Source organism: Neobacillus sp. NPDC093127, from assembly GCF_044754175.1.
Lineage (GTDB): Bacteria > Bacillota > Bacilli > Bacillales > Cytobacillaceae > Neobacillus.
This window is the reverse complement of sequence record NZ_JBIVOP010000010.1, coordinates 14018-34001: the sequence shown is the minus strand read 5'-3', so window position 1 is coordinate 34001 and position 19984 is coordinate 14018. Positions and strand designations below refer to the sequence as shown.

Here is a 19984-nt window from a genome sequence, read left to right as displayed (position 1 = left end):
ATAAAGGGTATTGTTAGTTTCATAGATGACTTCTTTAAAAGTATTGAAAGTAAATTTTTGACTAGAGCTGTCCCACTGCATCGCTTATTTTATGTGATTAATGGACAAGACTATGTAATGGTTTACGATTACATAGTCTTGTTGTTCTTCCTTATCATCTGACTATCTAGCTTTATCAATCGCCTCGAGTACATCTTTATAATCGGCGCGGTATTTATCAATGACAGGTTTTACTTTCTCCTGCCAAGGTTTAATATCTGTCACTTTAGTAATCGTAGCACCAGCAGCTTTTACTTTTGCTTCTGATTCTTTTTCAAATTTAGCCCATTCTTCACGTTGTGTCTTTACAGATTCAAGTGCTGCCTCTTGAATAATCTTTTTGTCAGCATCACTCAATTTATCCCATGTTGTTTTACTAATCATTAACACTTCAGGAACACGCTGGTGCCCGTCTTCAATGAAATTTTTGGCCACCTGATAATGGTTGGAAGAATCATAGCTCGGATAGTTGTTCTCCGCTCCATCGATTACACCCGTCTGCAGGGAGCTAAATACTTCGCCGTATGGCATTGGACTTGGATTCGCACCAAGCGCTTCCATCAAATCAATATTGATTTTGTTCTGTTGCACACGAACCTTTAAGCCTTTTAGATCATCGACGCTCTTTAACGGTTTTTTCGAATAGAAGTTCCGCGAACCGGAGTCATAATAAGCTAAACCTTTCATTTTCGCGGATTCCAGGCTAGCTAATAATTCTTTGCCTTTATCACTTTCGAGAAATTTCCATTCGTGTTCTTCGCTATCGAAGATGTAAGGAAGACTGAATACACCTAATGGTTTACTAAATTCCCCGAGCGGACCCGAACTTACCCGGGTAAATTCAATTGCCCCAAGCTGTACCTGTTCGATAACTGCCTTTTCTTCTCCAAGCTGGGCGTTCGGGAACACATCAATTTTAATGCGGCCCTTCGTTTTTTCATTGACGATCTCAGCGAATTTCTTATCACCCAAAACAGTCGGATAGTTATCCGGATGGGTATCAGCCAAACGAAAACTGTACTTTTTCCCTTCGTCCTTAGAATCAGACCCTTTGCCATTTGTTTCTGTGCTTCCACACCCGGCAAGCAGCAAGCTTGCGGAAAGAGTGGTTCCTAACAAAATCGTCAATGATTTTTTTCCAAAAAATTCCATACTTTCATCCCCTTAAGTGTTTTTATCGAACGGTTTAATTAATGATTCATCAAACCAGGCAGCCACATGGAAAGCTGTGGAATATAAGTCAGCAGCATTAACACCGCGACAAGTACTAAGGCAAACGGCGCCATTGCCCTTGCACCTTGTCCGATCGAAACCTTACCAATCGCACAGCCGATAAATAAAACGGTTCCGACGGGCGGGGTCAAGAGCCCGATTCCTAGGTTTAACATCATGATAATCCCGAAATGAACAGGGTCCATTCCAAGTGCTGTGACGACTGGCAGCAGGATTGGTGTCATAATCAAAATCAGCGGCGCCATATCCATCGGCGAACCCAAAATCAACAGCAAAATATTGATAATCAGCAAAATGATAATTGGATTATGAGAAATCTGTAATAAGGTATCAGTAACGAGTGCCGGTATTTTCAAGTACGCCAGCAGCCAGCCGAAGGCGTTCGAAGCGGCGATCAAGAATAAGACCATTGAAACGGTGCGAAGTGTTCGCTTAAGAATTGTCCACATTCTGCTGAGCGGAATTTCACGATACACGAAAAAGGTAACAATGAATGCGTATAAACAGGCAATCGCACCGGATTCTGATGCAGTAAACCACCCTGAGAAAATTCCGCCAAGAATGATGAAGGCTGGCATAATCGCAAGGATGCCGTCCTTTAAAACTTTGGACACATCTTCCCGAGCAACGACATGTTTTTGCGTAAATCCTTTTCTTATCGCCATAAAATAGCTGGCAATCATTAACGCAATACAGAGAATAACGCCTGGAACAACACCAGCAAGAAACAGTGCGGAAATCGACGTTCCTCCAGCTGCCAAGGAATAAAGAATCAAGTTATGGCTTGGCGGAACAACCACGCCTTGAATTGCGGCAGAAGTGGTCAAGCCAACTGAAAATTCAGTGCTATATCCCTTTTTCTTCATCATCGGTATCATAATCGAACCAATCGAGGAGACGTCCGCCGCCGCCGACCCGGAAATATTTCCAAAAAACAAGCAGGCAACACAGTTAACCATCGCCAGACCGCCGCGGATCCGCCCGACAATAAGTAACGCGAAGTTGACCAGCCTTAATGCAAGCCCACCCTCCCCCATGATTTGTCCCGCCAATATAAAAAACGGAATCGTTAGCAAGGCGTAAGAGTTAACTCCTTGAATCATTCTTTGGCCGATTACTTCTAGCGGTACATTCAAATACATCAGGGTAAAAATCGTTGAACCCGCAAGACAAAGTGCAACGGGAAAGCGCAGAACAAGCATTGCTATAAAACTAATAACTAAAATGATGATTGCGACTGTAGTTGTATCCATTTTAGTGCCCTCCTTCCTCAACATCTTGATGGCGTTTTGTGTTGACCCCAATTAAATTTAAAAATGAATACATACTAATCATGACGCCGGAAACCGGCATTACTGCATAAAACACGCTGTTCGGCATATGTGTCGCTGCCAATGTTGAGGTGTTCATTAGAACAGTAAAATCCCAGCCGTATTTGACCAAATAGATCCCGAAAGCAAGACCCCCTAAATTGACCAATTTATTGATCCAATAGATGGCCTTTTGCGGTAATTTAGTCGTGAACGAATCAATAGCAAGATGCAGTTTTTCGCGAAATCCAACGGCAATTCCCATAAAGGAGAACCAAATTAGCAATACCATCGTTATTTCCTCTGACCAGAAAAAAACAAAATTGAACAGCTTGCGGGTAATCACCTGCATTGTAACAATGAGAATCATCGTCAACAAAGCAACTTGGGCCAAATTTTCAAAGAAACTATCAAACCATAAAGCTAGTTTTTTAATTAATTTCATATTAGATTCTCACACCTCCTCCCTTTAGTATGTTGCGTCCTCTTACGATGAAAGTGCTTACATTAATGTGTAATTTAATTGTAATGAATTTTCTCACTTTTTAAATTATTAGATTTTTAGGTTTTTTTGTAAATTTTTTAGGATGTGTGTTTTTAATTGCCAATAGGCGTGTTCCTACCTTCCTGCCATGCCGAAAAAAGGAGCCTCCCAAAACTAGGTAAGCTCCTTAAACCACTACTTATTTCTTTTTATCATTTTGCGGGCCTTTTGTTGTAATCGTCAAGCTTGGGCCTGTGCCTGTCCATTTACCTGCGGCATCACCAGCTTCAATCTTAAATGTATAGGTCGTATTAGGTTCTAAGCCCTCTATTCTATAGCTTGTTCCTGTAACTGTATTTTCAGTATTGATAGGGGTAAATTTAACTTTCCCTTCCAAGGGTTTTCCATTCTGATAGATCCTATAGCCATTGACCGCTTTGTCATCACTTGCGGCGGACCAGCTTAATTTTACACTCGTTTGCGTGATGGCTTGGGCTTTAATTTCACTTTTAGCCGCCCATTTAGGCGCTCCGATGTCATATACTGCTTTTGTAGTCAGCTGTAAAGCGGTATCGTACATCGTGCCATTACCTGCTGCATCAACCGCTTTTATTTTTATAACATAGCTGGTATCTGGCTTCAATCCGGTAACTGTATAAGCATTTATATTTCCATCAGCCGTTCCTATCAGTTGATCATTCACATAGATTTCATATTGCTGTATTCCGTATTGGTCCGAAGCGTGCAGCCAATTAATTTTGGCCCATGAAGTCCCAAGACCTCCGGATACTGTGCTAAGGGTGAGGATATTATCTCCAATAGGTGCAGTCGGAGCGATTGCATCCTTTGAACCGGTTGTTTTCACTTGTAAACTTGGTCCATTTTTCGTCCAGTTTCCGGTGGCATCCGCAGCTTCTACTTTGAAGTTATAGGTTAATGCCGGAGAAAGTCCCGTTAATTTAAACGTTTGAACAGATCCGTTGACCGTTGCTAAAAGCGTTTCCCCATCATAGATATTGTAGCTCTTAACGCCCGTTGCATCCTGAGCGCCGGCCCATTTTAATGTAACGGATACATCATCTGCATTCACTGCCTCCAATTTGCTATCTTTTGACCAAACAGGGGCACCGCTTGCATCACTGGAAACCGGTGTTACAGTTGTATCACCCTCGAAGGATAATCCAGTAGAATTAGTGATGGCCCATGGATTCTTTGTATTGTTAAATTTCACATTTGTAAATGAACTATTTTTTAAATAATTTATCTTCGTTGCCTTTGCATTCATAAATAAGACATTTTCAAAATGGATGTTTTCATGAAACTGATCTGACACGCCTTCCACTTTGATTGCTTCTTTTCCAGTCCCATCTACAGTAATATTTTTTACGACAATATCCTTAAATTGCCCCTTTACTGCAGCAGGCTCCACTTCAATAGCAGCATTTGCATCTGAGTAGGCAGAAGTAAAGATAAAGCCTTCTTTGGCAATATTCTTCATCGCATTGTCCCTGAAGACAATGTTTCTTGCACCGCCTCCATTATCCGGGTTTGTTTTGCAGCGAAGGCCAACTTCTGTTTTGTAGAGAACATTATCTTCTGCCAAGATGTTTTCAATCCAAGCACCCGTATGGCTTCCAGTCACAACAGCCCCATGCCCTTCTCTGAAGTAATTATTAAATATCCAGGCATTTTTGGTGGAATCTTCGTGTTCGCTCGATGCTCCAAGTCCTGCAGCAAAATTCATCGCATCGTCCCCTGTATCGAAGACATTGTTAAATACAGTAAGGCCGTCACCATGGGCAAATTCAATTCCATCCGCGTTGTTCACATCATAGGTTAATAGCTTCACTCCATTAACAGTGACATTGTTGCTGTTTAAATTTACTAACGTATGATTGGACGGGTTTAGCGCTGTAAAGCCACTATAATAGACATTGTTAACCCCTCTAAGAGTAATCAGGTTTGATCTCGTCGGATACGGTTTTGCACTTCCTAGTTCTTCAGCTCGTTCTACTTGTACTTTTGCGAGAATCCCATTTTCATAAACGGTAGTGGAACTGCTAGTTTGAGAAAGCGGAAAGCCGTCCGGGTCTGTGCCATTCTGTTTCCATCCATTCCCGTCAATCGTTCCTTTTCCAACAATCCTTATATTTGAAAGACTGCCATAATCATAGGTGTGCGCATTGATAAGAGAATAGAAGCGCTCGTCAGTGGAATAGTCATATAACAAATAATGATATGGGTAGTCATCAGCATTTTCAGAGCCAAGAAGGGTGGCGCCTTCCGCAACCTCAAGAGTCATATCGCTTTTTAGCCAAATGGCCCCTGTTTTAAAAATTCCTTCAGGGATCAACACCTTGCCTCCAGGTGTACAATCATCAATCGCCTTCTGAATTGCCTCAGTATTTAATGTTTTGCCATCACCGACGGCACCATATTCTTTAACATTGAACACTTTTGGCACCGCTGTTGTCGATTGGCTTACAGTATTGCTATCGGTGGATTCATTGCCATTTCTATCAACCGCCCTAACCGTAAATTGATAATTTGTTTTAGGCGTTAAATCTGCTGCTGTGAAATTGTGCATAACCACTTTCACATGCCCGCTATTGTTCGGATCTGCGTAGAACTTATCAATATGTGATTTAGCTGGGGAAATGGCTTGATGATTGGCGCTGCCAATTTTTTTGCCATCCATGTACACATTGTAGTCAACAATATTTTTATAGTCTTCTGGTTTCTCCCATACCAATGTAATACTGTTTTCATCATAGGCTAATGCAGGTACCTTAAGGTTTTGTGGAGCTGATATCTGCGTTTCTGCACTAGCCTTTATTACGAAACCGCTTACATTTAAAAGTGAGTTAAGCATGAGTAAAACAATTGATAATATTGATAGATTCCTAATAAATCCCAAATTGTATTCCTCCCTAATTTATAGTGCCATTCCAATGAAATAGTAGCGTCGTTTTCCCTTTGTGCATATCCCCCCTTCATCTGCATGTTAAAGTTCATCTGTAATTATATAAAAACAGAATCTTTTAAAAATATAAAATCTTTATATGATTGTTTAATATTTTTAGTGATTTTCCCCTCATTATTCCAAATTACCTACCATTTTGCTGTAATTTACATTTACTAATTACTAAATTACTAGTGTAGAAATAGAGGATTTTTGAAAAAAAACTCCCTGGTTCTTATTTAGAAACAGGGAATTAACTAATTAATATTTTATTTCACTAGTAGACCGTAGCAGTTCATTAATACGAAACGGCTTGTTTTCCTTACTTGACCGCCATACTCCTTCTCCAACCGCGATGGAATAGGCTCCCGCCTCTGCACCAGCAAGAATCTGATATGGTCTATTGGGGTCGACACCTAAGAAGAGATCTTCCTGTAACAGTGGGTCTCCCCCGCCGTGTGAACCTTCATTTTGAACGACATGGATGGTCTCTTTCGCTCCGAATAAAGGATAATATTCAATCGTTTGTTCGGGGTATGGAAACGAAATGCGGCTTGGCTCGTGATATTCCGTTGTTTCAATTCTCCCTTTTGTTCCATTAATTGCGAGACGATATCCTTCATATGGAGCGGAAAAATTAACGGAATAGTTTAGCATCGCCCCTTTATCGTATTTAACAATTGCTGCGTACGTATCTTCAATTTCAATCTCATGATCAAAGATACAGGAGTCCGGGCGGTAACCCGTATAATTATCAGCTGACTTTTCAATATTATCCGCTTTAATATGATCATCTTTAACCGCAATATTATTTCTGCGGTTTGACCAGCGCATATAATACTGGCAGTTGTATTTTTCTTGGCATGTACTACAATTTCTTTGGTCTGCTGCGCTCGGGTTAAATTCTCCATCTTTGCCATAGTAATTTAATGCCCCATAAGCAAAGACTTCTTCCGGTTTCTGGTCCAGCCACCAATTGACCAAGTCGAAATGATGGGAAGATTTGTGAATTGACAAGCCACCGGAATACGCTCTGTTTCGATTCCATCTCTTAAAATAACTGGCCCCATGATACGTATCAATATACCAATTCAAATCAACGGATGTAACTCTGCCAATTTTACCTTCTAAAATCAGCTCTTTTATTTTGCGATGGAATGCACCATAACGATAATTGAAAGCAACAATCACTTTTCCTCTGCTTCTCTGCTCTGCCTCTATCACTCTAACGGCATCATTTGCATTTGTTACCATCGGCTTCTCCGTGATGACGGTTAAGTCTTGTTCAAGACCTTGTAAAATATAGTCAATATGGGTATCATCCCTGCTTGTAACGATGATTGTGTCAGCGTTTGTTTCCTTAATCATCTGATCAAATTGATCTGCATTATAGGACGGAATTGAAAACAATTCGGGAAAACTTTCCTTACAAAGCTCAATTCGCCGATCATCTGTATCTAGGAGTCCCACAATTTTATTTTCATGAGCAAAATCTGTTAGGATTGGTTCAATAAACATTCCCAAGGCGCGATTACTTAGTCCGCAAACGACTATTCTTTTCATCCTTCATCCCCCAGCTCTTTTTCCTATTAATCACTTATAATTTAGCAAATTAATTAGAATTACGGCTTATTTAGAAAAAACATACAAAAATATTTGATTAAATTCAAAAGATTTTTATTTTAATTCCAAAGGCTGTGTTAAAAGGGAATGTTGATTTCCGTTCCAGGCGCTTCGCGTTCCGCGGGGCGGGCGGTGAGCCTCCTCGGCGCTAAAGCGCCTGCGGGGTCTCACCTGTCCCGCTGCTCCCGCAGGAGTCTCGCGCCTTCCACTCCAATCAACATTGTGTTCAAAATCACCAATATTCTTTAACTCTGCCATTCCAAAAGAAAAAGCAGGTTCAATAGCCCCTGCTTAATTCGTTGAATTTAATGAAATTAGTTGGTAGGTTAGTGTCGTGCTGCTATGCTGCCACTCGACTTTTTTAATTAATGCCGTACCGCTTGAATCACTATCCATCGTTTTTCTAACCTCAATCGGAATTTCAATTGGATAAAGCCTATATCCTTCTTTTTTCAATATAAAGAGATTTTCCTCTACCCTTGTCTCTCTTCCCTTAGTTACAATCATCGTATTGAGTTCAAGAGGCATACCCATAAAAAATCCGCTCCTCTGCTTATATTAACTCTATATTACCATCTTTTGTGCTGACTTTTCATCCACTTTGCTAAATCTTCAACGACTTTTCGATTTACTGCAGGTGGAAAATAATGCGTTAACTCCGCAAAATACCAACATTCGACCATTTTATCTAATGCCCTAAGTCTTCTTTCCAGTCGGTAAGCATGCTCGACAGACACATTATCGTCGAGAGCGCCGTGAATGATCAATACTGGAGCAGCTAATTTTTCCATCTCATATAGGGGAGTCCTGTCGTGATAACGCTCCGGATATTTGTCAGGCGTTCCACCGATTACTCTCTTCATCATTCTGCGTAAATCTTTCCGTTCCCTATACGTTAGGCTCATGTCACTAACACCGCCCCAGGTGACAATCGATGCCGCCTCGGGAAATTGAATCCCTGTTAAGAGTGCCATCACACCACCGCGTGAAAAGCCAAAGACATGAATGTCGCGAACTTTTGGTAAAGACTTTAATAGTAAAAAGGCGGAAAACGCATCCTCCCTGTCCTCTCCGCCAAAATCCTCATTCCCTTCGCCGCCTTGATTGCCGCGATAATACGGAGCAAATACAATAAACCCTTCAGTGGCAAACTGAGCAATCCGCGCCGGCCGGACTTTCCCGACATTTTTAATCCCGCCTCTTAAATAAAGAAAGCCGTCAGATACCTCTTCATATTTAGGTTCTGCGAGCAGTCCTTTCACTTTTAATCCATTAGAAATATAGGTGATTTCCATCAATTCCACCTTTGGATTAGGGGAAGGAAATCGGTTAATAGCCACAATTTTCCCATCATTCATCTTATATCGATCCCTTTTTAAAAATTTTGTGGAACTGGGCATTCACACATTTTTTTTTGCTTCATACGATAATCTTAGAAATTTAGCCCAGATTTAAGGAGGTTCAGTTTTTATGAAAAAATCAGTAAAGTTCAGTTTTTCCTTCCTTCTAATTGCTATTCTGATGTTTTCCTTAGCTGCTTGCAACAGTAATGACGATACGAAAACAAAGAAATTAGAAAAAGTTCGGATTGCTGAAGTCACCCGCTCCATTTTTTATGCCCCGCAATACGTTGCACTGGCAAAAGGATTTTTTAAAGAGGAAGGTTTAGACGTAACACTAACGACGACTCCCGGCGGCGACAAAACAATGACAGCCCTGATCTCAGGGGGAGCCGATGTTGCCCTGGTCGGATCTGAAACTTCGATTTATGTATATGCTCAGGGTGCTAACGATCCTGTTATCAATTTTGCCCAGCTAACGCAAACAGACGGCACATTCCTCGTTGCCCGCGAGAAAATCGACAATTTTTCTTGGGATTTATTAAAGGGTAAAACCTTCTTAGGCCAGCGCAAAGGCGGGATGCCGCAAATGGTCGGGGAATTCGTCTTAAAGAAGCATGGCATTGACCCGCATCAAGATTTAACTCTAATCCAAAATATCGATTTCGCCAACATCGCCAATGCATTCGCATCCGGCACAGGTGAATTCGTGCAATTATTTGAGCCAACTGCCAGCATTTTTGAAAAAGAAGGGAAAGGACACATTGTCGCTTCCTTTGGCAAAGAGTCCGGCCATGTTCCTTATACTAGCTTTATGGCAAAAGAAAGCTTTATGAAGAAAAATAATGCAACGATTGAAAAATTCACTAGAGCTGTTTACAAGGCGCAACAGTGGGTCGAATCTCATAGTGCCGAAGAAATTGCCAAAGCAGTTGAATCGTATTTCCCAGATACAGACCCTGAAATTATGAAAACCGTTGTTGAGCGCTATAAGAGTCAAGGCTCATTCGCAACAAATCCCATTTTAGATGAAGAAGAATGGAACAACTTGCAAAATATCATGAAAAAAGCAGGCGAACTTCCAAAAGAAGTAGATTATAAAACGCTCGTCAATACAGAGATTGCCGAAAAAGTCATGAAAAAATAACCAGGAAGGGAGGCCGTTTGTATGAGCTTCTTAACAGTTCAAGATATTCACCATACTTATTTTACAAAAGACACCGCCACCACGGCCCTCTCCGATATTTCACTTACGGTTGAGGAAGGGGAATTTGTCTCCATCCTCGGCCCAAGCGGCTGTGGAAAGACAACCCTGCTCTCCATCATTTCAAGCCTTTTGCCACCGACAAAAGGAACGGTTCTGTTAGAAAATAAACCGATTTCCACTGCAAAAAATGACATTGGCTATATGCTCCAGCAGGATTATTTGTTCCCTTGGAAAACGATTGAAGAGAACATTTTATTAGGTCTGAAGCTGTCAAAGCAGTTAAATGAAAAAACAAAATCGGCAACAACCGGGTTATTAATGCAAATTGGCTTGAACGGAGTGGAGAAGCAGCTGCCAAAGCAGTTATCAGGCGGGATGAGGCAGCGTGTGGCTTTGGTGCGGACACTTGCTACTGAGCCAAAACTGCTGATGCTTGATGAGCCCTTTTCCGCTCTCGATTATCAAACAAAGCTAAAGCTAGAGGATCTAGTGTCAAATATATTAACTGAATTCGGCAAAACAGCGATTCTTGTTACCCATGATATCGGCGAAGCCATTGCCATGAGTGATCGTGTCTTTTTGCTTTCACCGAGCCCAGGCAGAATTTATAAAATCTTTACCATGCCTGAGGAATTAAAGAAAATTTCTCCGTTTGAAGCAAGAAATCATGAAGCATACCCTAGCATCTTTCAAACGATATGGAAGGAGTTGGAGTCACTTGAATCAGCAAAAGAATAAGGTTGAACTCCTCCATAAAAATTACATCCATTCGTTAAAAATTGAGCGATGGTGGGTGCGATTTTATCAAGCCGTCATTTTTATCATCTTTTTCTCCAGTTGGGAACTATCCAGTCAGAAGCAATGGATTGACCCGCTGATTTTCAGTTCCCCTTCTAAAATATGGAATTTATTTTTGAATAAAATACAAGACGGGTCGTTACTGACACATACCGGTGTGACGTTGACCGAAACGATTGTTGGTTTTATCCTTGGTACATTACTTGGCACCATTTTAGCAGCTGTTCTCTGGTGGTCGCCGCTGCTTCAAAAAATCCTTGACCCCTACCTGGTTATCCTTAATGCAATGCCTAAGGTAGCACTTGGTCCGATTTTGATTGTTGCACTTAGTCCCGGGTATCCTTCAATCATTGCCATGGGAGCGATTATCTCTGTTATCATTACCACCATCGTTGTTTATACCTCATTTAAAGAGGTCGATCCCAATTATGTAAAAGTGCTCCGAACGTTTGGGGCCACGCGGTTTCAATGCTTTAAGGAAGCTATTTTGCCGGCAAGTTTTCCAACCATTATTTCGACCTTAAAGGTGAATGTCGGCTTGTCATGGGTCGGTGTCATTGTTGGAGAATTCCTTGTATCATCCCGCGGTCTTGGGTATATGATTATTTATGGCTTTCAAGTATTTAACTTTACCCTCGTGTTCTTATCACTTTTAGTGATTGCTGTAATTGCAACGATTATGTACCAGCTCGTAGAACTTCTTGAAAAAAAACTGATCAAGGAATAGCGGTTTGGCGCGAGCTCCCTGCTATTCTTTTTCCTTTTTCAGCGTTAGAATGCGGGTAATACATTCCTCAACGACTCGGTCCTTCATGATGAAGCTGTATTCTTCCCCAAACCGCAATTGTAAAATATCGCCGTTGACATTAACCGGGCCATTTGTTTCGTAGTAACTGCTTGTTTTATCTACCCTTTTTACCTTTCCCCAAAAAACAGACTTTACAAAGGGACCCTTTTCGTCTTGAACTCTGTACTGCGCCAAAAAGTTCAAATCAGCAAGAACAGCCCCGGTCTCTTCATAGGCCTCACGTCTTGCAGCCTCTTCAAGGGTTTCGCCAAGTTCTCTTTTGCCGCCAGGAAACTCTAGCCCTCTTTGTTTATGATTGGTTAAAAGCCATCCTTCTCCGAATTGGCAAATAACCAAAACATGTTTTGCTTCCTCTTCGAATGCCCTTTGCGAAAATGACAGATCCACCTTGTTTCCGTTATCATCTAAAAACTGTATCATTTCAATTCCTGCCTCAAATTATTAATGCTTTTATTATAACGGAAAAAAGGAAAATCCCTAAATAATTTGGATTTTCCTTCTAGCCGTTAATCTCCATTTGGCAAAATATTCATACTGTCAATATGGCTTTTGGCTTCATCATCACCAAGCTTATGGAGCATGCCATACACCTGCTGAATCGTACTGTCGTACGCATCGTTTGAACGGTCATGATGATATTCAAGATAGGGTACATGGGCTCTGAAAAAGTTTTTCCACTCGGTCGAATAATTTTGATTAAACAAATCACGGAGCTCGATAATTTCTTCATCAGTTGCTTGTATTTTATAGCTCCAAGTCGAACCTGTGGCACTTTGGGAGATTCCTCCAGTTCCAACATCTATATAATAGGTCTTCTTCTGCGCTTCCATTATGTCATCCCCTTTTCTCTTTATTAATCCACAAATAGATAAAATTTATTCTTTTTCAAAATTCGACTTATTTTTTAGAAATGAATACGCTATAATAAACATACAATCAAGAAAACAGATTTTTCAGTCAATTCAAAATGAAGAATGGAGAGATTATTTTTACCTTTTTTAGGGAATGGAATAAGTAGAAGTGAAAATTAGGAGGTGCAACAATTGAAATTAGTCGATGAATTATATGAAATGTACCGGAACAAGCTTACCGGCGATGAAGAGGATATTGATATGCTTGCCTTTGCCTTTTTAGAAGAGATGTCGCAAGAAGACCTGCTTGCTTTAATTCAGGAAATGGATAAACAAGAACTTTATGACTTAATGGGGTTATACCTAATTGAAAGCTTAAAGGGGAAATTCGCTAAAGAAGAGTACGGCCAACAACGCACAAATACTTACTATCCTAGAAATATTCATTGATTTTACATACCAAAATAAGAGGAAGCTGAAAACAGCTTCCTTTTTTATGCCTTTTGTACTTAATATATGAGTTTTTCATGTTACAATGTAGAGGTAAAGGAGGCACTAGAAAATGTTGAATACGATATTAGTAATTAGTATTATTATTGTCATTGTCGTTTTGCTTCTCGCGGTTATTACCACTTCAAAAGCCTATACGTATAAACATACTGTTGATCCATTAGAAAATAACCCATATGTCGACCTAGAGTTGACAGAACAAGAACAAGACCAAAAGAAGGCGTAAAAAAATTCCTATTCTTAGCGAATAGGAATTTTTCATATTATTAGGCAAACACTTGTTTCAAATCGTCTTTGCTTTGCTCAAGCCAGAAACGCATTAATCGTTTCGCACCTTCTAAATCATGGAGCTTCGCCTGACCGCATTGGCGCTCATTTGCCGCTGGAATTTCGGTAATTTCAACCGCATCCTTCATAGTATCCTCAAGCAGATCAATAATTTCCTCCACAGTCGGCTCGCCGCTGACAACGAGGTAATAACCAGTTTGGCAGCCCATTGGCGAGATATCAATAATATCGAAGTGGTCATACTTCTCGGAATGGTTCCGGAGATTAAAGGCAAGCAGATGCTCTAGTGTGTGAATCACATCAGGCTTCATTGCCTGTTTATTTGGCTGGCAAAATCGGATATCATATTTATTAACAACGCCGTCACTTCCTACCTTATGGACACCGCAATGTCTCACATAAGGGGCTTTCACTGCATTATGATCTAAATCAAAGCTTTCAACTGAAGGCATGAATATCACTCCTTATTTCATCTATTACCTATTTTACTATAAAATCCGAGTTTTTTCATCCACTTAATCAATTTTACCAATTTAGACGAAAAAATTTTTTTATGTTATCGTGTAAGTAATTAGTAAGAAGGAGATCATACGATGTTGAAAAAAGTCTTTCTTTCCATTATTCGTTTTTATCAGGTCGTCATTTCACCCTTAAAACCACCGACATGCCGATTTTATCCTACTTGTTCGCATTATGGCTTAGAAGCAGTTCAGCGCTTCGGTGCTTTAAAGGGCGGCTGGCTTACCATTAAGAGAATAGCAAAATGCCATCCTTTTCATCCAGGCGGTTTAGACCCGGTTCCTGAGAAAAAGCCTACGCCTGATAACCATCAACAATGAGATCAAGCTTTCCTGTTTTAGGGTCAATGACCAATCCATGTACCGGAACACCATTCGGCATTAACGGATGATGTTTAATGATGCTAACGCTATGCTCTACACTCTCTGTCACATTATCAAATCCATGAAGCCACTGTTTAATGTCGATACCGGAATAATCTAGCGTATCAATCGTTTCTTCGGAAATGCCTCGTGCTTTCATACTCTCAATCACGGGCTCTGCTTTTAAGCCGCTCATCCCACAATCATAATGAGCAATAACTAAAACTTCCTCTGCCTTCAATTGATATATCGCAATCAAAATACTCCGCATAATACTTCCAAAAGGGTGTGAAACAAGCGCTCCAGCATTTTTAATCAGCTTGGCATCACCATTTCCCAAGTTTAGAGCCTTTGGCAATAATTCCAGCAATCGTGTATCCATACAAGTGAGGATCACCATTCGTTTATTAGGAAATTTGGTTGTTTCATATTTTTCATATTCATGAGCTTCTACAAATTTCTTATTATGGTCTAGAATTTCATTTAATAATGTTAATTTGTTCATATAAAATTCCACCTTTCTTTTTCAGCATACATAAAAACCTATGTTTAATTCAAATTTTATACTTGCATTTTGGCGATTTTTTTTGTAAGATACATATGGAAATCGGAATCGTTCCGTATTATACATTTATTTTTTAAAAATTTTTCAGCATTAAATCGTAATAATACCGATTTAACAACATGAAGGAGCCTTTATGAAAAAAATTATTCTTATTCTTTCTATTTTTTTACCATTGAGTCTTATTTTATCCGCCTGTTCAAATAATAAAGACCAGACACATACCAAGAAAAATCAGTTAACGATTTATACAACAGTCTTCCCTCTCCAGTACTTTACAGAACGGATTGGCGGCAAATTTGCTGACGTGAAAACGATCTACCCTCCAGGTGCAGATGAACATACCTTTGAACCATCTCAAAAGGATATGATGAACTTAGCAGATTCAGACTTATTTTTCTACATTGGGCTCGGACTTGAAGGCTTTGTAGAAAAAGCAAAAGGAACGTTGAAAAACGAAAATGTTACCTTAGTGCCTGTTGCCGATAAGCTGCAGTTACCAAAAGATGTTCATGCAGATGAAGAAGATGGGCATGATGACCACCACCATGGGGATGTAAACCCGCATGTATGGCTTGATCCGCTTTATTCAAAGGAAATGGCGGCAGTTATTCGTGATCAATTAGTTAAAAAGATGCCCCAAAACAAAGAACTTTTCACTAAAAATTATCAAAAGCTTGCCTTAGAATTAGATGAACTAAACGCTCAGTATGAGCAAAGCATTACGGATGCAAAGCATAAAAAAATGATTGTCACGCATGCAGCGTTTGGCTATTGGGAACATCGTTACGGGATTGAACAAATAAGTATTTCAGGGCTTTCGACGACAAATGAACCGACACAAAAGGAACTTGAAAAAATTATTTCTGTCGCCAACCATGAGGGCTTACACTATATTCTTTTCGAACAAAACGTGCAATCTAAACTGGGCAAGGTCGTTCAAAAAGAAATTGGTGCAAAACCATTGCCGATTCATAATCTCGCTGTATTATCCAAAGATGACATTAAAAATAAAGAAACTTACTTTTCCTTAATGAATAAAAACCTTGAGACATTAAAAACAGCTTTAAATAATTAAATTTTGGTCTCTTTGCCAATTCCCACATCTGCTTCCTTTTGTTTTCGGGCATCCTGTTACCGAAATTAGCAAATGCTATGACTGTATTACCGAAATTTTAAGGAGTGATACGGATGGCACAAGATGTTTTATGTGAAGTGAACAACTGCACGTTTTGGGCAAATGGCAATAAATGCAGTGCCGATAAAATCTACGTTGTCAGCCATACTGGGCAAACGGCTGATTCAACTAAAGAAACTGATTGTCAAACTTTTGAAGCAAGTGATTTATAGAAGAAATGAAACCAGGCACTTTCGCCTGGTTCTTTTTTTAAAAAGCAAATCTTCTCTTAGATAATAGTGTTTCTTGAATTCTTTTTTCATTTATTTCAAAACCGATTCCCGGTGCCTTTGGTACGGTAATGTAGCCATTTTCAACGGTTACGTCTGGAGCGATGATGTCTTCTTCCCAAAACCTGCTGGAAGCGGATATATCACCTGGAATGGAGAATCCCGGTAGTGAAGCAAGTGCAATATTATGTGCACGGGAAATGCCAAATTCAATCATCCCGCCGGACCAGACTGGAATTCCCCTTTCATAGCAATAATCATGTATTCGTTTGGCTTCATAGAGCCCGCCAACCCTGCCTACTTTAATATTAATCACCTTACAGCTCCCGAACTCGATTGCCTTTCTAGCATCATCAAAGCTGACGATGCTTTCATCTAGGCATATAGGCGTCTGGATTTCCTTTTGCAGCACGGCATGTTCAATGATATCGTCATGTGCCAGCGGCTGCTCAATCATCAACAGGTTAAACTCATCAAGAGCCTTTAGGTGGTCCATGTCTTTTAATGTATAGGCTGAATTGGCATCTGCCATAAGCGGCAGGTCTGGATAATGGCGGCGAATCTCTGCTAGAAAAGAGTAATCCTGATTTGGATTTATTTTCACTTTGACCCGCTGATACCCCTCTTCGAGATATTGTTCAATTTGCTGCAGTGCTTTGGCTGTTGAATCGGTTGCAACGACGACGCCAGACGCAATAATCTCGCGTGTGCCGCCAATCATTTTAGAAAGAGGCTCTGAGTGGCTCTTTGCATCCAAATCCCATATGGCCGTTTCCAAGGCTGCCTTTGCCATATTGTTTCTCCTTATCGAACTGAAAAGTTGTGAGGCCTCCTCAGGACGATTTATTGGATGTTTTTGCAGCAAGGGAATCAAAATATCCTTTAACATATGTAAACTAGTTGCAACTGTTTCTTCTGTATACCACGGGGTTGAAAAGGCCACACCCTCGCCAAACCCTGAAAGGCCATCTGTATTAGTTACCTTTACTATAATGCCTTCACGGTCGTTAACAGCGCCTAAATGCGTCAAAAACGGGGATTTTAATGGCATTTGAATAACAAAAAGCTCAATCGAGGCTATCTTCATGTTTAACCACCCACTCCCGAAGATCTCTTCGCAACAGTTTTTTCGCTGCGTTTCTAGGAAGCTTTTCAATAAAGTAATATGCTTTCGGCACTTTGTACTTTGCAAGCCTTTCCCGGCAAAATTCTTGGAGCTCATCCGCGGATACCTTATTGTTTTTTACGATAAAAGCAATCGGCACTTGTCCCCATTTCTCATCAGCAATACCCGTCACCCCTGCATCAGCAACTCCTGGATGGGCTAACAGTGTTGCTTCGATTTCTGCTGGGTAAATGTTTTCTCCACCGGAAATGATTAAATCAGAACGGCGATCCATGACATACAAAAACCCTTCCACATCTACATAGCCAATATCTCCGGTAGAAAACCAGCCATCATGAAACTTTTCTTCCGTTGCTTCCGGACGATTTAAATAACCTGGTGTAACATTTGGTCCTTTTACTGTTATTTCACCAGCTTCACCGGCTTTTGCTGGTAAGCTATTATCATTGATAATTTTGAGCTGTGCAGGGAACAAAGGCTTCCCAGCGGAACCTAGCTTTGTTAGGCTGTATTCCGGAGAAAGTGTTACGATTTGCGAGGAGGATTCAGTCATACCATAGGATTGAAAAACAGGAAGATCCTTCTCTACACATGCCTGTAATAATGGTAACGGTGCAGGACCGCCGCCTAACAGCATGCAGCGAAAGTGCTCCGGTAGCCTCCTGTCTTCAAGCTGTTCAACTATCCGTGAAAGCATTGTTCCAACCACTGACATGATGGTAACCTTTTTTCCGGCAATATCCGCAATCGTTTGTTCCACATCAAAGTGTTCATGAAGAACAATCGGCATGCCATAGATGACACTGCGCATGAGAATCGAGAATCCGCTAATGTGGAAGAGCGGAACCGAACAAAGCCAGGAATCACTCTCCATAAAACCCAAATTTAATGCAGAGCCAACAGAGCTCCACCAATGGTTTCCATAAGTCTGAAGAACACCTTTTGGGTTCCCGGTTGTGCCTGATGTATACATGATGGTACAGATTTCTGAAAGACTAATTTCGTCTTTAATAACTGGTACTGCTGGTTCTATTTGAAAAAGCTGCTCTTTCGTAATGGTTTTCAAACCGGTAATTTGTTTGTTAATTTCAAGTTCGATTTCGGCAAAAGAATCTTCAAGGATCAGGGATGCTGCTTTCGAATCATTCAATTGCCAAACAAGTTCGGCAGGGGTTAAACGATTGTTCAAGATGACCGCTTTGACCCCTAATAGCTGGAGGGCAAATAAAATTACCACGGTATCCAGATGATTTTTCAATAATACACCCGCAAACTGGTCTTGTTGAATACCAAGAGCCTGAATCTGACCTGCTGCTTTAAGAGAACGGTAATAAAGTTCATTAAAAGTTAATGTTTGTTCCTTAAAATATACAGCTGTTCTTTCAGGGGTAAGAAAAGCTCTATTCTTTAAAAAATTCGGCATTGTTTCATTTTGCATTTTAGCACCTTCTCTTTTATATAGGCTGTCTTCGCAAACTTTGGTGCAATATATTGCAAAGGGTTGATTTCCGCTCCAGTTGCTCGCTTTCCGCGGGGTGGGCGGTGAGCCTCCTCGGCGTAAACGCCTGCGGGGTCTCACCTGTCCCACTGCTCCCGCAGGAGTCGAGCACTTCCGCTCCAATCAACCTTATAAGGTTTTCTTACAAACCTATTTAAAAACAACAATTTCTTAGAAAAACAGCCTTTATATAAAAACAGCCTGATGGATACCATCAAGCTGTCGTAAAAGCTTAAAATCAAGGGAAACGCGGGAATTGACCGAAATCAGGCTTGCGCTTTTCCTTAAAGGAATCACGGCCTTCTTTTGCTTCATCTGTTGTATAGTAAAGCAGTGTCGCATCACCAGCCAATTGCTGCAGACCTGCTAGGCCATCAGTATCAGCATTCATCGCTGCTTTCAAGAAACGAAGCGCAGTCGGGCTCTTCTCAAGAATTTCTTCACACCATTGGAGGGTTTCCTCTTCTACCTGTTCAAGAGGAACAACCGTGTTAACTAAGCCCATATCAAGCGCTTCCTGGGCACCGTATTGGCGGCATAAGAACCAAATTTCCCGTGCCTTTTTATGACCAACAATTCTTGCCAGGTAACCTGAGCCGTAACCAGCATCGAAGCTGCCCACTTTCGGACCTGTTTGACCAAAAACAGCATTGTCCGCAGCAATCGTTAAGTCACAAACGATATGAAGAACGTGGCCGCCGCCAATCGCATACCCTTTAACCATGGCAATAACCGGCTTTGGAATAACCCGAATTAAGCGCTGCAGATCCAGAACATTAAGACGCGGGATTTGATCCTCGCCAACATAGCCGCCATGTCCGCGGACGCTTTGGTCGCCGCCGGAGCAAAATGCCTTTTCACCTGCACCTGTTAACACAATAACCCCAACATTTGAATCATCGCGTGCATAAGCAAAAGCATCAATCAATTCCATAACCGTTTTTGGTGTAAAAGCATTATGTACATGTGGGCGGTTAATCGTGATTTTTGCAATTCCATTATACGTTTCATATAAAATTTCATCATATTTGCGTCCTGCAACCCATTCTACTGTCAA

At 40.8% G+C, this 19984-nt stretch carries 22 protein-coding genes; 8 read left to right on the top strand and 14 right to left on the bottom strand.

What is annotated here, in order from left to right:
* Nucleotides 1–162: 162 nt before the first annotated feature.
* From ACIQCO_RS14885 to ACIQCO_RS14855, 7 genes are all read right to left on the bottom strand, one after another.
* Nucleotides 163–1191 (bottom strand): TRAP transporter substrate-binding protein, encoded by a 1029-nt coding sequence (locus tag ACIQCO_RS14885; protein WP_400429882.1) that lies wholly within the window; start codon nt 1189–1191, stop codon nt 163–165.
* Between the two features lie 38 nt (nt 1192–1229).
* Complete coding sequence (locus tag ACIQCO_RS14880; protein WP_400429880.1) at nt 1230–2525, bottom strand: TRAP transporter large permease; 1296 nt, start codon at nt 2523–2525, stop codon at nt 1230–1232.
* A 1-nt stretch (nt 2526) separates the two neighbouring features.
* Nucleotides 2527–3027: a TRAP transporter small permease gene (locus ACIQCO_RS14875; protein ID WP_400429878.1), complete on the bottom strand. Its 501-nt coding sequence runs from the start codon at nt 3025–3027 to the stop codon at nt 2527–2529.
* Between the two features lie 238 nt (nt 3028–3265).
* A complete protein-coding gene (locus ACIQCO_RS14870) occupies nt 3266–5983 on the bottom strand; it encodes a fibronectin type III domain-containing protein (RefSeq protein WP_400429876.1) in 2718 nt (905 codons plus the stop codon).
* Between the two features lie 306 nt (nt 5984–6289).
* Nucleotides 6290–7591, bottom strand: a complete 1302-nt coding sequence (locus tag ACIQCO_RS14865) for a Gfo/Idh/MocA family protein (protein WP_400429875.1) — start codon at nt 7589–7591, stop codon at nt 6290–6292.
* A 351-nt stretch (nt 7592–7942) separates the two neighbouring features.
* Nucleotides 7943–8185, bottom strand: coding sequence for a DUF2584 domain-containing protein (locus ACIQCO_RS14860; protein WP_400429873.1), 243 nt, complete (start codon nt 8183–8185; stop codon nt 7943–7945).
* Nucleotides 8186–8220: 35 nt separating this feature from the next.
* Nucleotides 8221–9009, bottom strand: a complete 789-nt coding sequence (locus ACIQCO_RS14855; RefSeq protein ID WP_400429871.1) for an alpha/beta hydrolase family protein — start codon at nt 9007–9009, stop codon at nt 8221–8223.
* 112 nt (nt 9010–9121) lie between these two features.
* Here ACIQCO_RS14855 and ACIQCO_RS14850 point away from each other — a divergent pair, with 112 nt between their 5' ends.
* Genes ACIQCO_RS14850 through ACIQCO_RS14840 form a run of 3 tightly spaced genes read left to right on the top strand, consistent with a single transcriptional unit; the run spans nt 9122 to nt 11723 of the window.
* Complete coding sequence (locus ACIQCO_RS14850) at nt 9122–10138, top strand: ABC transporter substrate-binding protein (protein WP_400429870.1); 1017 nt, start codon at nt 9122–9124, stop codon at nt 10136–10138.
* A gap of 21 nt (nt 10139–10159) precedes the next feature.
* Nucleotides 10160–10936 (top strand): ABC transporter ATP-binding protein, encoded by a 777-nt coding sequence (locus ACIQCO_RS14845; protein ID WP_400429868.1) that lies wholly within the window; start codon nt 10160–10162, stop codon nt 10934–10936.
* Nucleotides 10917–11723, top strand: coding sequence for an ABC transporter permease (locus ACIQCO_RS14840; RefSeq protein ID WP_400429866.1), 807 nt, complete (start codon nt 10917–10919; stop codon nt 11721–11723). The genes ACIQCO_RS14845 and ACIQCO_RS14840 overlap by 20 nt, the downstream gene beginning before the upstream one ends.
* 21 nt (nt 11724–11744) lie before the next feature.
* Here the strand turns inward: ACIQCO_RS14840 and ytkD are convergent, their stop codons facing one another.
* Together ytkD and ACIQCO_RS14830 are read right to left on the bottom strand one after the other, a co-directional pair.
* The gene (gene ytkD / locus ACIQCO_RS14835; RefSeq protein WP_400429864.1) at nt 11745–12224 is read right to left on the bottom strand and encodes an RNA deprotection pyrophosphohydrolase; all 480 of its coding nucleotides are present in this window, start codon (nt 12222–12224) and stop codon (nt 11745–11747) included.
* An 86-nt stretch (nt 12225–12310) separates the two neighbouring features.
* Nucleotides 12311–12634, bottom strand: a complete 324-nt coding sequence (locus tag ACIQCO_RS14830; RefSeq protein WP_400429862.1) for a hydrolase — start codon at nt 12632–12634, stop codon at nt 12311–12313.
* Between the two features lie 213 nt (nt 12635–12847).
* Here ACIQCO_RS14830 and ACIQCO_RS14825 point away from each other — a divergent pair, with 213 nt between their 5' ends.
* Together ACIQCO_RS14825 and ytzI are read left to right on the top strand one after the other, a co-directional pair.
* Entirely contained in the window at nt 12848–13105 is a 258-nt protein-coding gene (locus tag ACIQCO_RS14825) for a DUF6154 family protein (RefSeq protein ID WP_066091084.1), read from the top strand.
* Between the two features lie 115 nt (nt 13106–13220).
* On the top strand, nt 13221–13391 hold the full coding sequence (gene ytzI, locus ACIQCO_RS14820; RefSeq protein ID WP_082804876.1) for a YtzI protein: 171 nt from the start codon (nt 13221–13223) through the stop codon (nt 13389–13391).
* A gap of 40 nt (nt 13392–13431) precedes the next feature.
* Here ytzI and ACIQCO_RS14815 read toward each other — a convergent pair whose 3' ends face one another.
* Entirely contained in the window at nt 13432–13905 is a 474-nt protein-coding gene (locus ACIQCO_RS14815) for an S-ribosylhomocysteine lyase (RefSeq protein ID WP_024030136.1), read from the bottom strand.
* A gap of 141 nt (nt 13906–14046) precedes the next feature.
* Between ACIQCO_RS14815 and yidD the strand changes: the two genes are divergently transcribed.
* Nucleotides 14047–14292: a membrane protein insertion efficiency factor YidD gene (gene yidD / locus ACIQCO_RS14810; protein WP_034724778.1), complete on the top strand. Its 246-nt coding sequence runs from the start codon at nt 14047–14049 to the stop codon at nt 14290–14292.
* Here the strand turns inward: yidD and ACIQCO_RS14805 are convergent.
* On the bottom strand, nt 14267–14839 hold the full coding sequence (locus ACIQCO_RS14805) for a beta-class carbonic anhydrase (protein ID WP_400429861.1): 573 nt from the start codon (nt 14837–14839) through the stop codon (nt 14267–14269). The two genes, yidD and ACIQCO_RS14805, sit on opposite strands and share 26 nt — an antisense overlap.
* A gap of 193 nt (nt 14840–15032) precedes the next feature.
* Here ACIQCO_RS14805 and ACIQCO_RS14800 point away from each other — a divergent pair, with 193 nt between their 5' ends.
* Nucleotides 15033–15974, top strand: a complete 942-nt coding sequence (locus tag ACIQCO_RS14800; protein WP_400429859.1) for a metal ABC transporter solute-binding protein, Zn/Mn family — start codon at nt 15033–15035, stop codon at nt 15972–15974.
* A 113-nt stretch (nt 15975–16087) separates the two neighbouring features.
* A complete protein-coding gene (locus ACIQCO_RS14795; protein WP_400429857.1) occupies nt 16088–16246 on the top strand; it encodes a DUF1540 domain-containing protein in 159 nt (52 codons plus the stop codon).
* 37 nt (nt 16247–16283) lie between these two features.
* On the opposite strand, the gene menC is transcribed toward ACIQCO_RS14795, so the two are convergent.
* The 3 genes from menC to menB form a co-directional block, all read right to left on the bottom strand.
* The gene (menC, locus tag ACIQCO_RS14790) at nt 16284–17390 is read right to left on the bottom strand and encodes an o-succinylbenzoate synthase (protein ID WP_400429855.1); all 1107 of its coding nucleotides are present in this window, start codon (nt 17388–17390) and stop codon (nt 16284–16286) included.
* On the bottom strand, nt 17371–18867 hold the full coding sequence (locus ACIQCO_RS14785) for an o-succinylbenzoate--CoA ligase (protein ID WP_400429853.1): 1497 nt from the start codon (nt 18865–18867) through the stop codon (nt 17371–17373). Before ACIQCO_RS14785 ends, menC begins: the two co-directional genes overlap by 20 nt.
* A 298-nt stretch (nt 18868–19165) precedes the next feature.
* Complete coding sequence (menB, locus tag ACIQCO_RS14780) at nt 19166–19984, bottom strand: 1,4-dihydroxy-2-naphthoyl-CoA synthase (protein ID WP_400429851.1); 819 nt, start codon at nt 19982–19984, stop codon at nt 19166–19168.

What these genes read in the sequence shown, in the direction of transcription:
- ACIQCO_RS14885 (WP_400429882.1), bottom strand. Translation starts at nt 1,191, where the DNA reads ATGGAATTTTTTGGAAAAAAATCATTGACGATTTTGTTAGGAACCACT.
- ACIQCO_RS14880 (WP_400429880.1), bottom strand. Translation starts at nt 2,525, where the DNA reads ATGGATACAACTACAGTCGCAATCATCATTTTAGTTATTAGTTTTATA.
- ACIQCO_RS14875 (WP_400429878.1), bottom strand. Translation starts at nt 3,027, where the DNA reads ATGAAATTAATTAAAAAACTAGCTTTATGGTTTGATAGTTTCTTTGAA.
- ACIQCO_RS14865 (WP_400429875.1), bottom strand. Translation starts at nt 7,591, where the DNA reads ATGAAAAGAATAGTCGTTTGCGGACTAAGTAATCGCGCCTTGGGAATG.
- ACIQCO_RS14860 (WP_400429873.1), bottom strand. Translation starts at nt 8,185, where the DNA reads ATGGGTATGCCTCTTGAACTCAATACGATGATTGTAACTAAGGGAAGA.
- ACIQCO_RS14855 (WP_400429871.1), bottom strand. Translation starts at nt 9,009, where the DNA reads ATGAATGATGGGAAAATTGTGGCTATTAACCGATTTCCTTCCCCTAAT.
- ACIQCO_RS14850 (WP_400429870.1), top strand. Translation starts at nt 9,122, where the DNA reads ATGAAAAAATCAGTAAAGTTCAGTTTTTCCTTCCTTCTAATTGCTATT.
- ACIQCO_RS14845 (WP_400429868.1), top strand. Translation starts at nt 10,160, where the DNA reads ATGAGCTTCTTAACAGTTCAAGATATTCACCATACTTATTTTACAAAA.
- ytkD (WP_400429864.1), bottom strand. Translation starts at nt 12,224, where the DNA reads ATGATACAGTTTTTAGATGATAACGGAAACAAGGTGGATCTGTCATTT.
- ACIQCO_RS14830 (WP_400429862.1), bottom strand. Translation starts at nt 12,634, where the DNA reads ATGGAAGCGCAGAAGAAGACCTATTATATAGATGTTGGAACTGGAGGA.
- ACIQCO_RS14815 (WP_024030136.1), bottom strand. Translation starts at nt 13,905, where the DNA reads ATGCCTTCAGTTGAAAGCTTTGATTTAGATCATAATGCAGTGAAAGCC.
- yidD (WP_034724778.1), top strand. Translation starts at nt 14,047, where the DNA reads ATGTTGAAAAAAGTCTTTCTTTCCATTATTCGTTTTTATCAGGTCGTC.
- ACIQCO_RS14805 (WP_400429861.1), bottom strand. Translation starts at nt 14,839, where the DNA reads ATGAACAAATTAACATTATTAAATGAAATTCTAGACCATAATAAGAAA.
- ACIQCO_RS14800 (WP_400429859.1), top strand. Translation starts at nt 15,033, where the DNA reads ATGAAAAAAATTATTCTTATTCTTTCTATTTTTTTACCATTGAGTCTT.
- ACIQCO_RS14795 (WP_400429857.1), top strand. Translation starts at nt 16,088, where the DNA reads ATGGCACAAGATGTTTTATGTGAAGTGAACAACTGCACGTTTTGGGCA.
- menC (WP_400429855.1), bottom strand. Translation starts at nt 17,390, where the DNA reads ATGAAGATAGCCTCGATTGAGCTTTTTGTTATTCAAATGCCATTAAAA.
- ACIQCO_RS14785 (WP_400429853.1), bottom strand. Translation starts at nt 18,867, where the DNA reads ATGCAAAATGAAACAATGCCGAATTTTTTAAAGAATAGAGCTTTTCTT.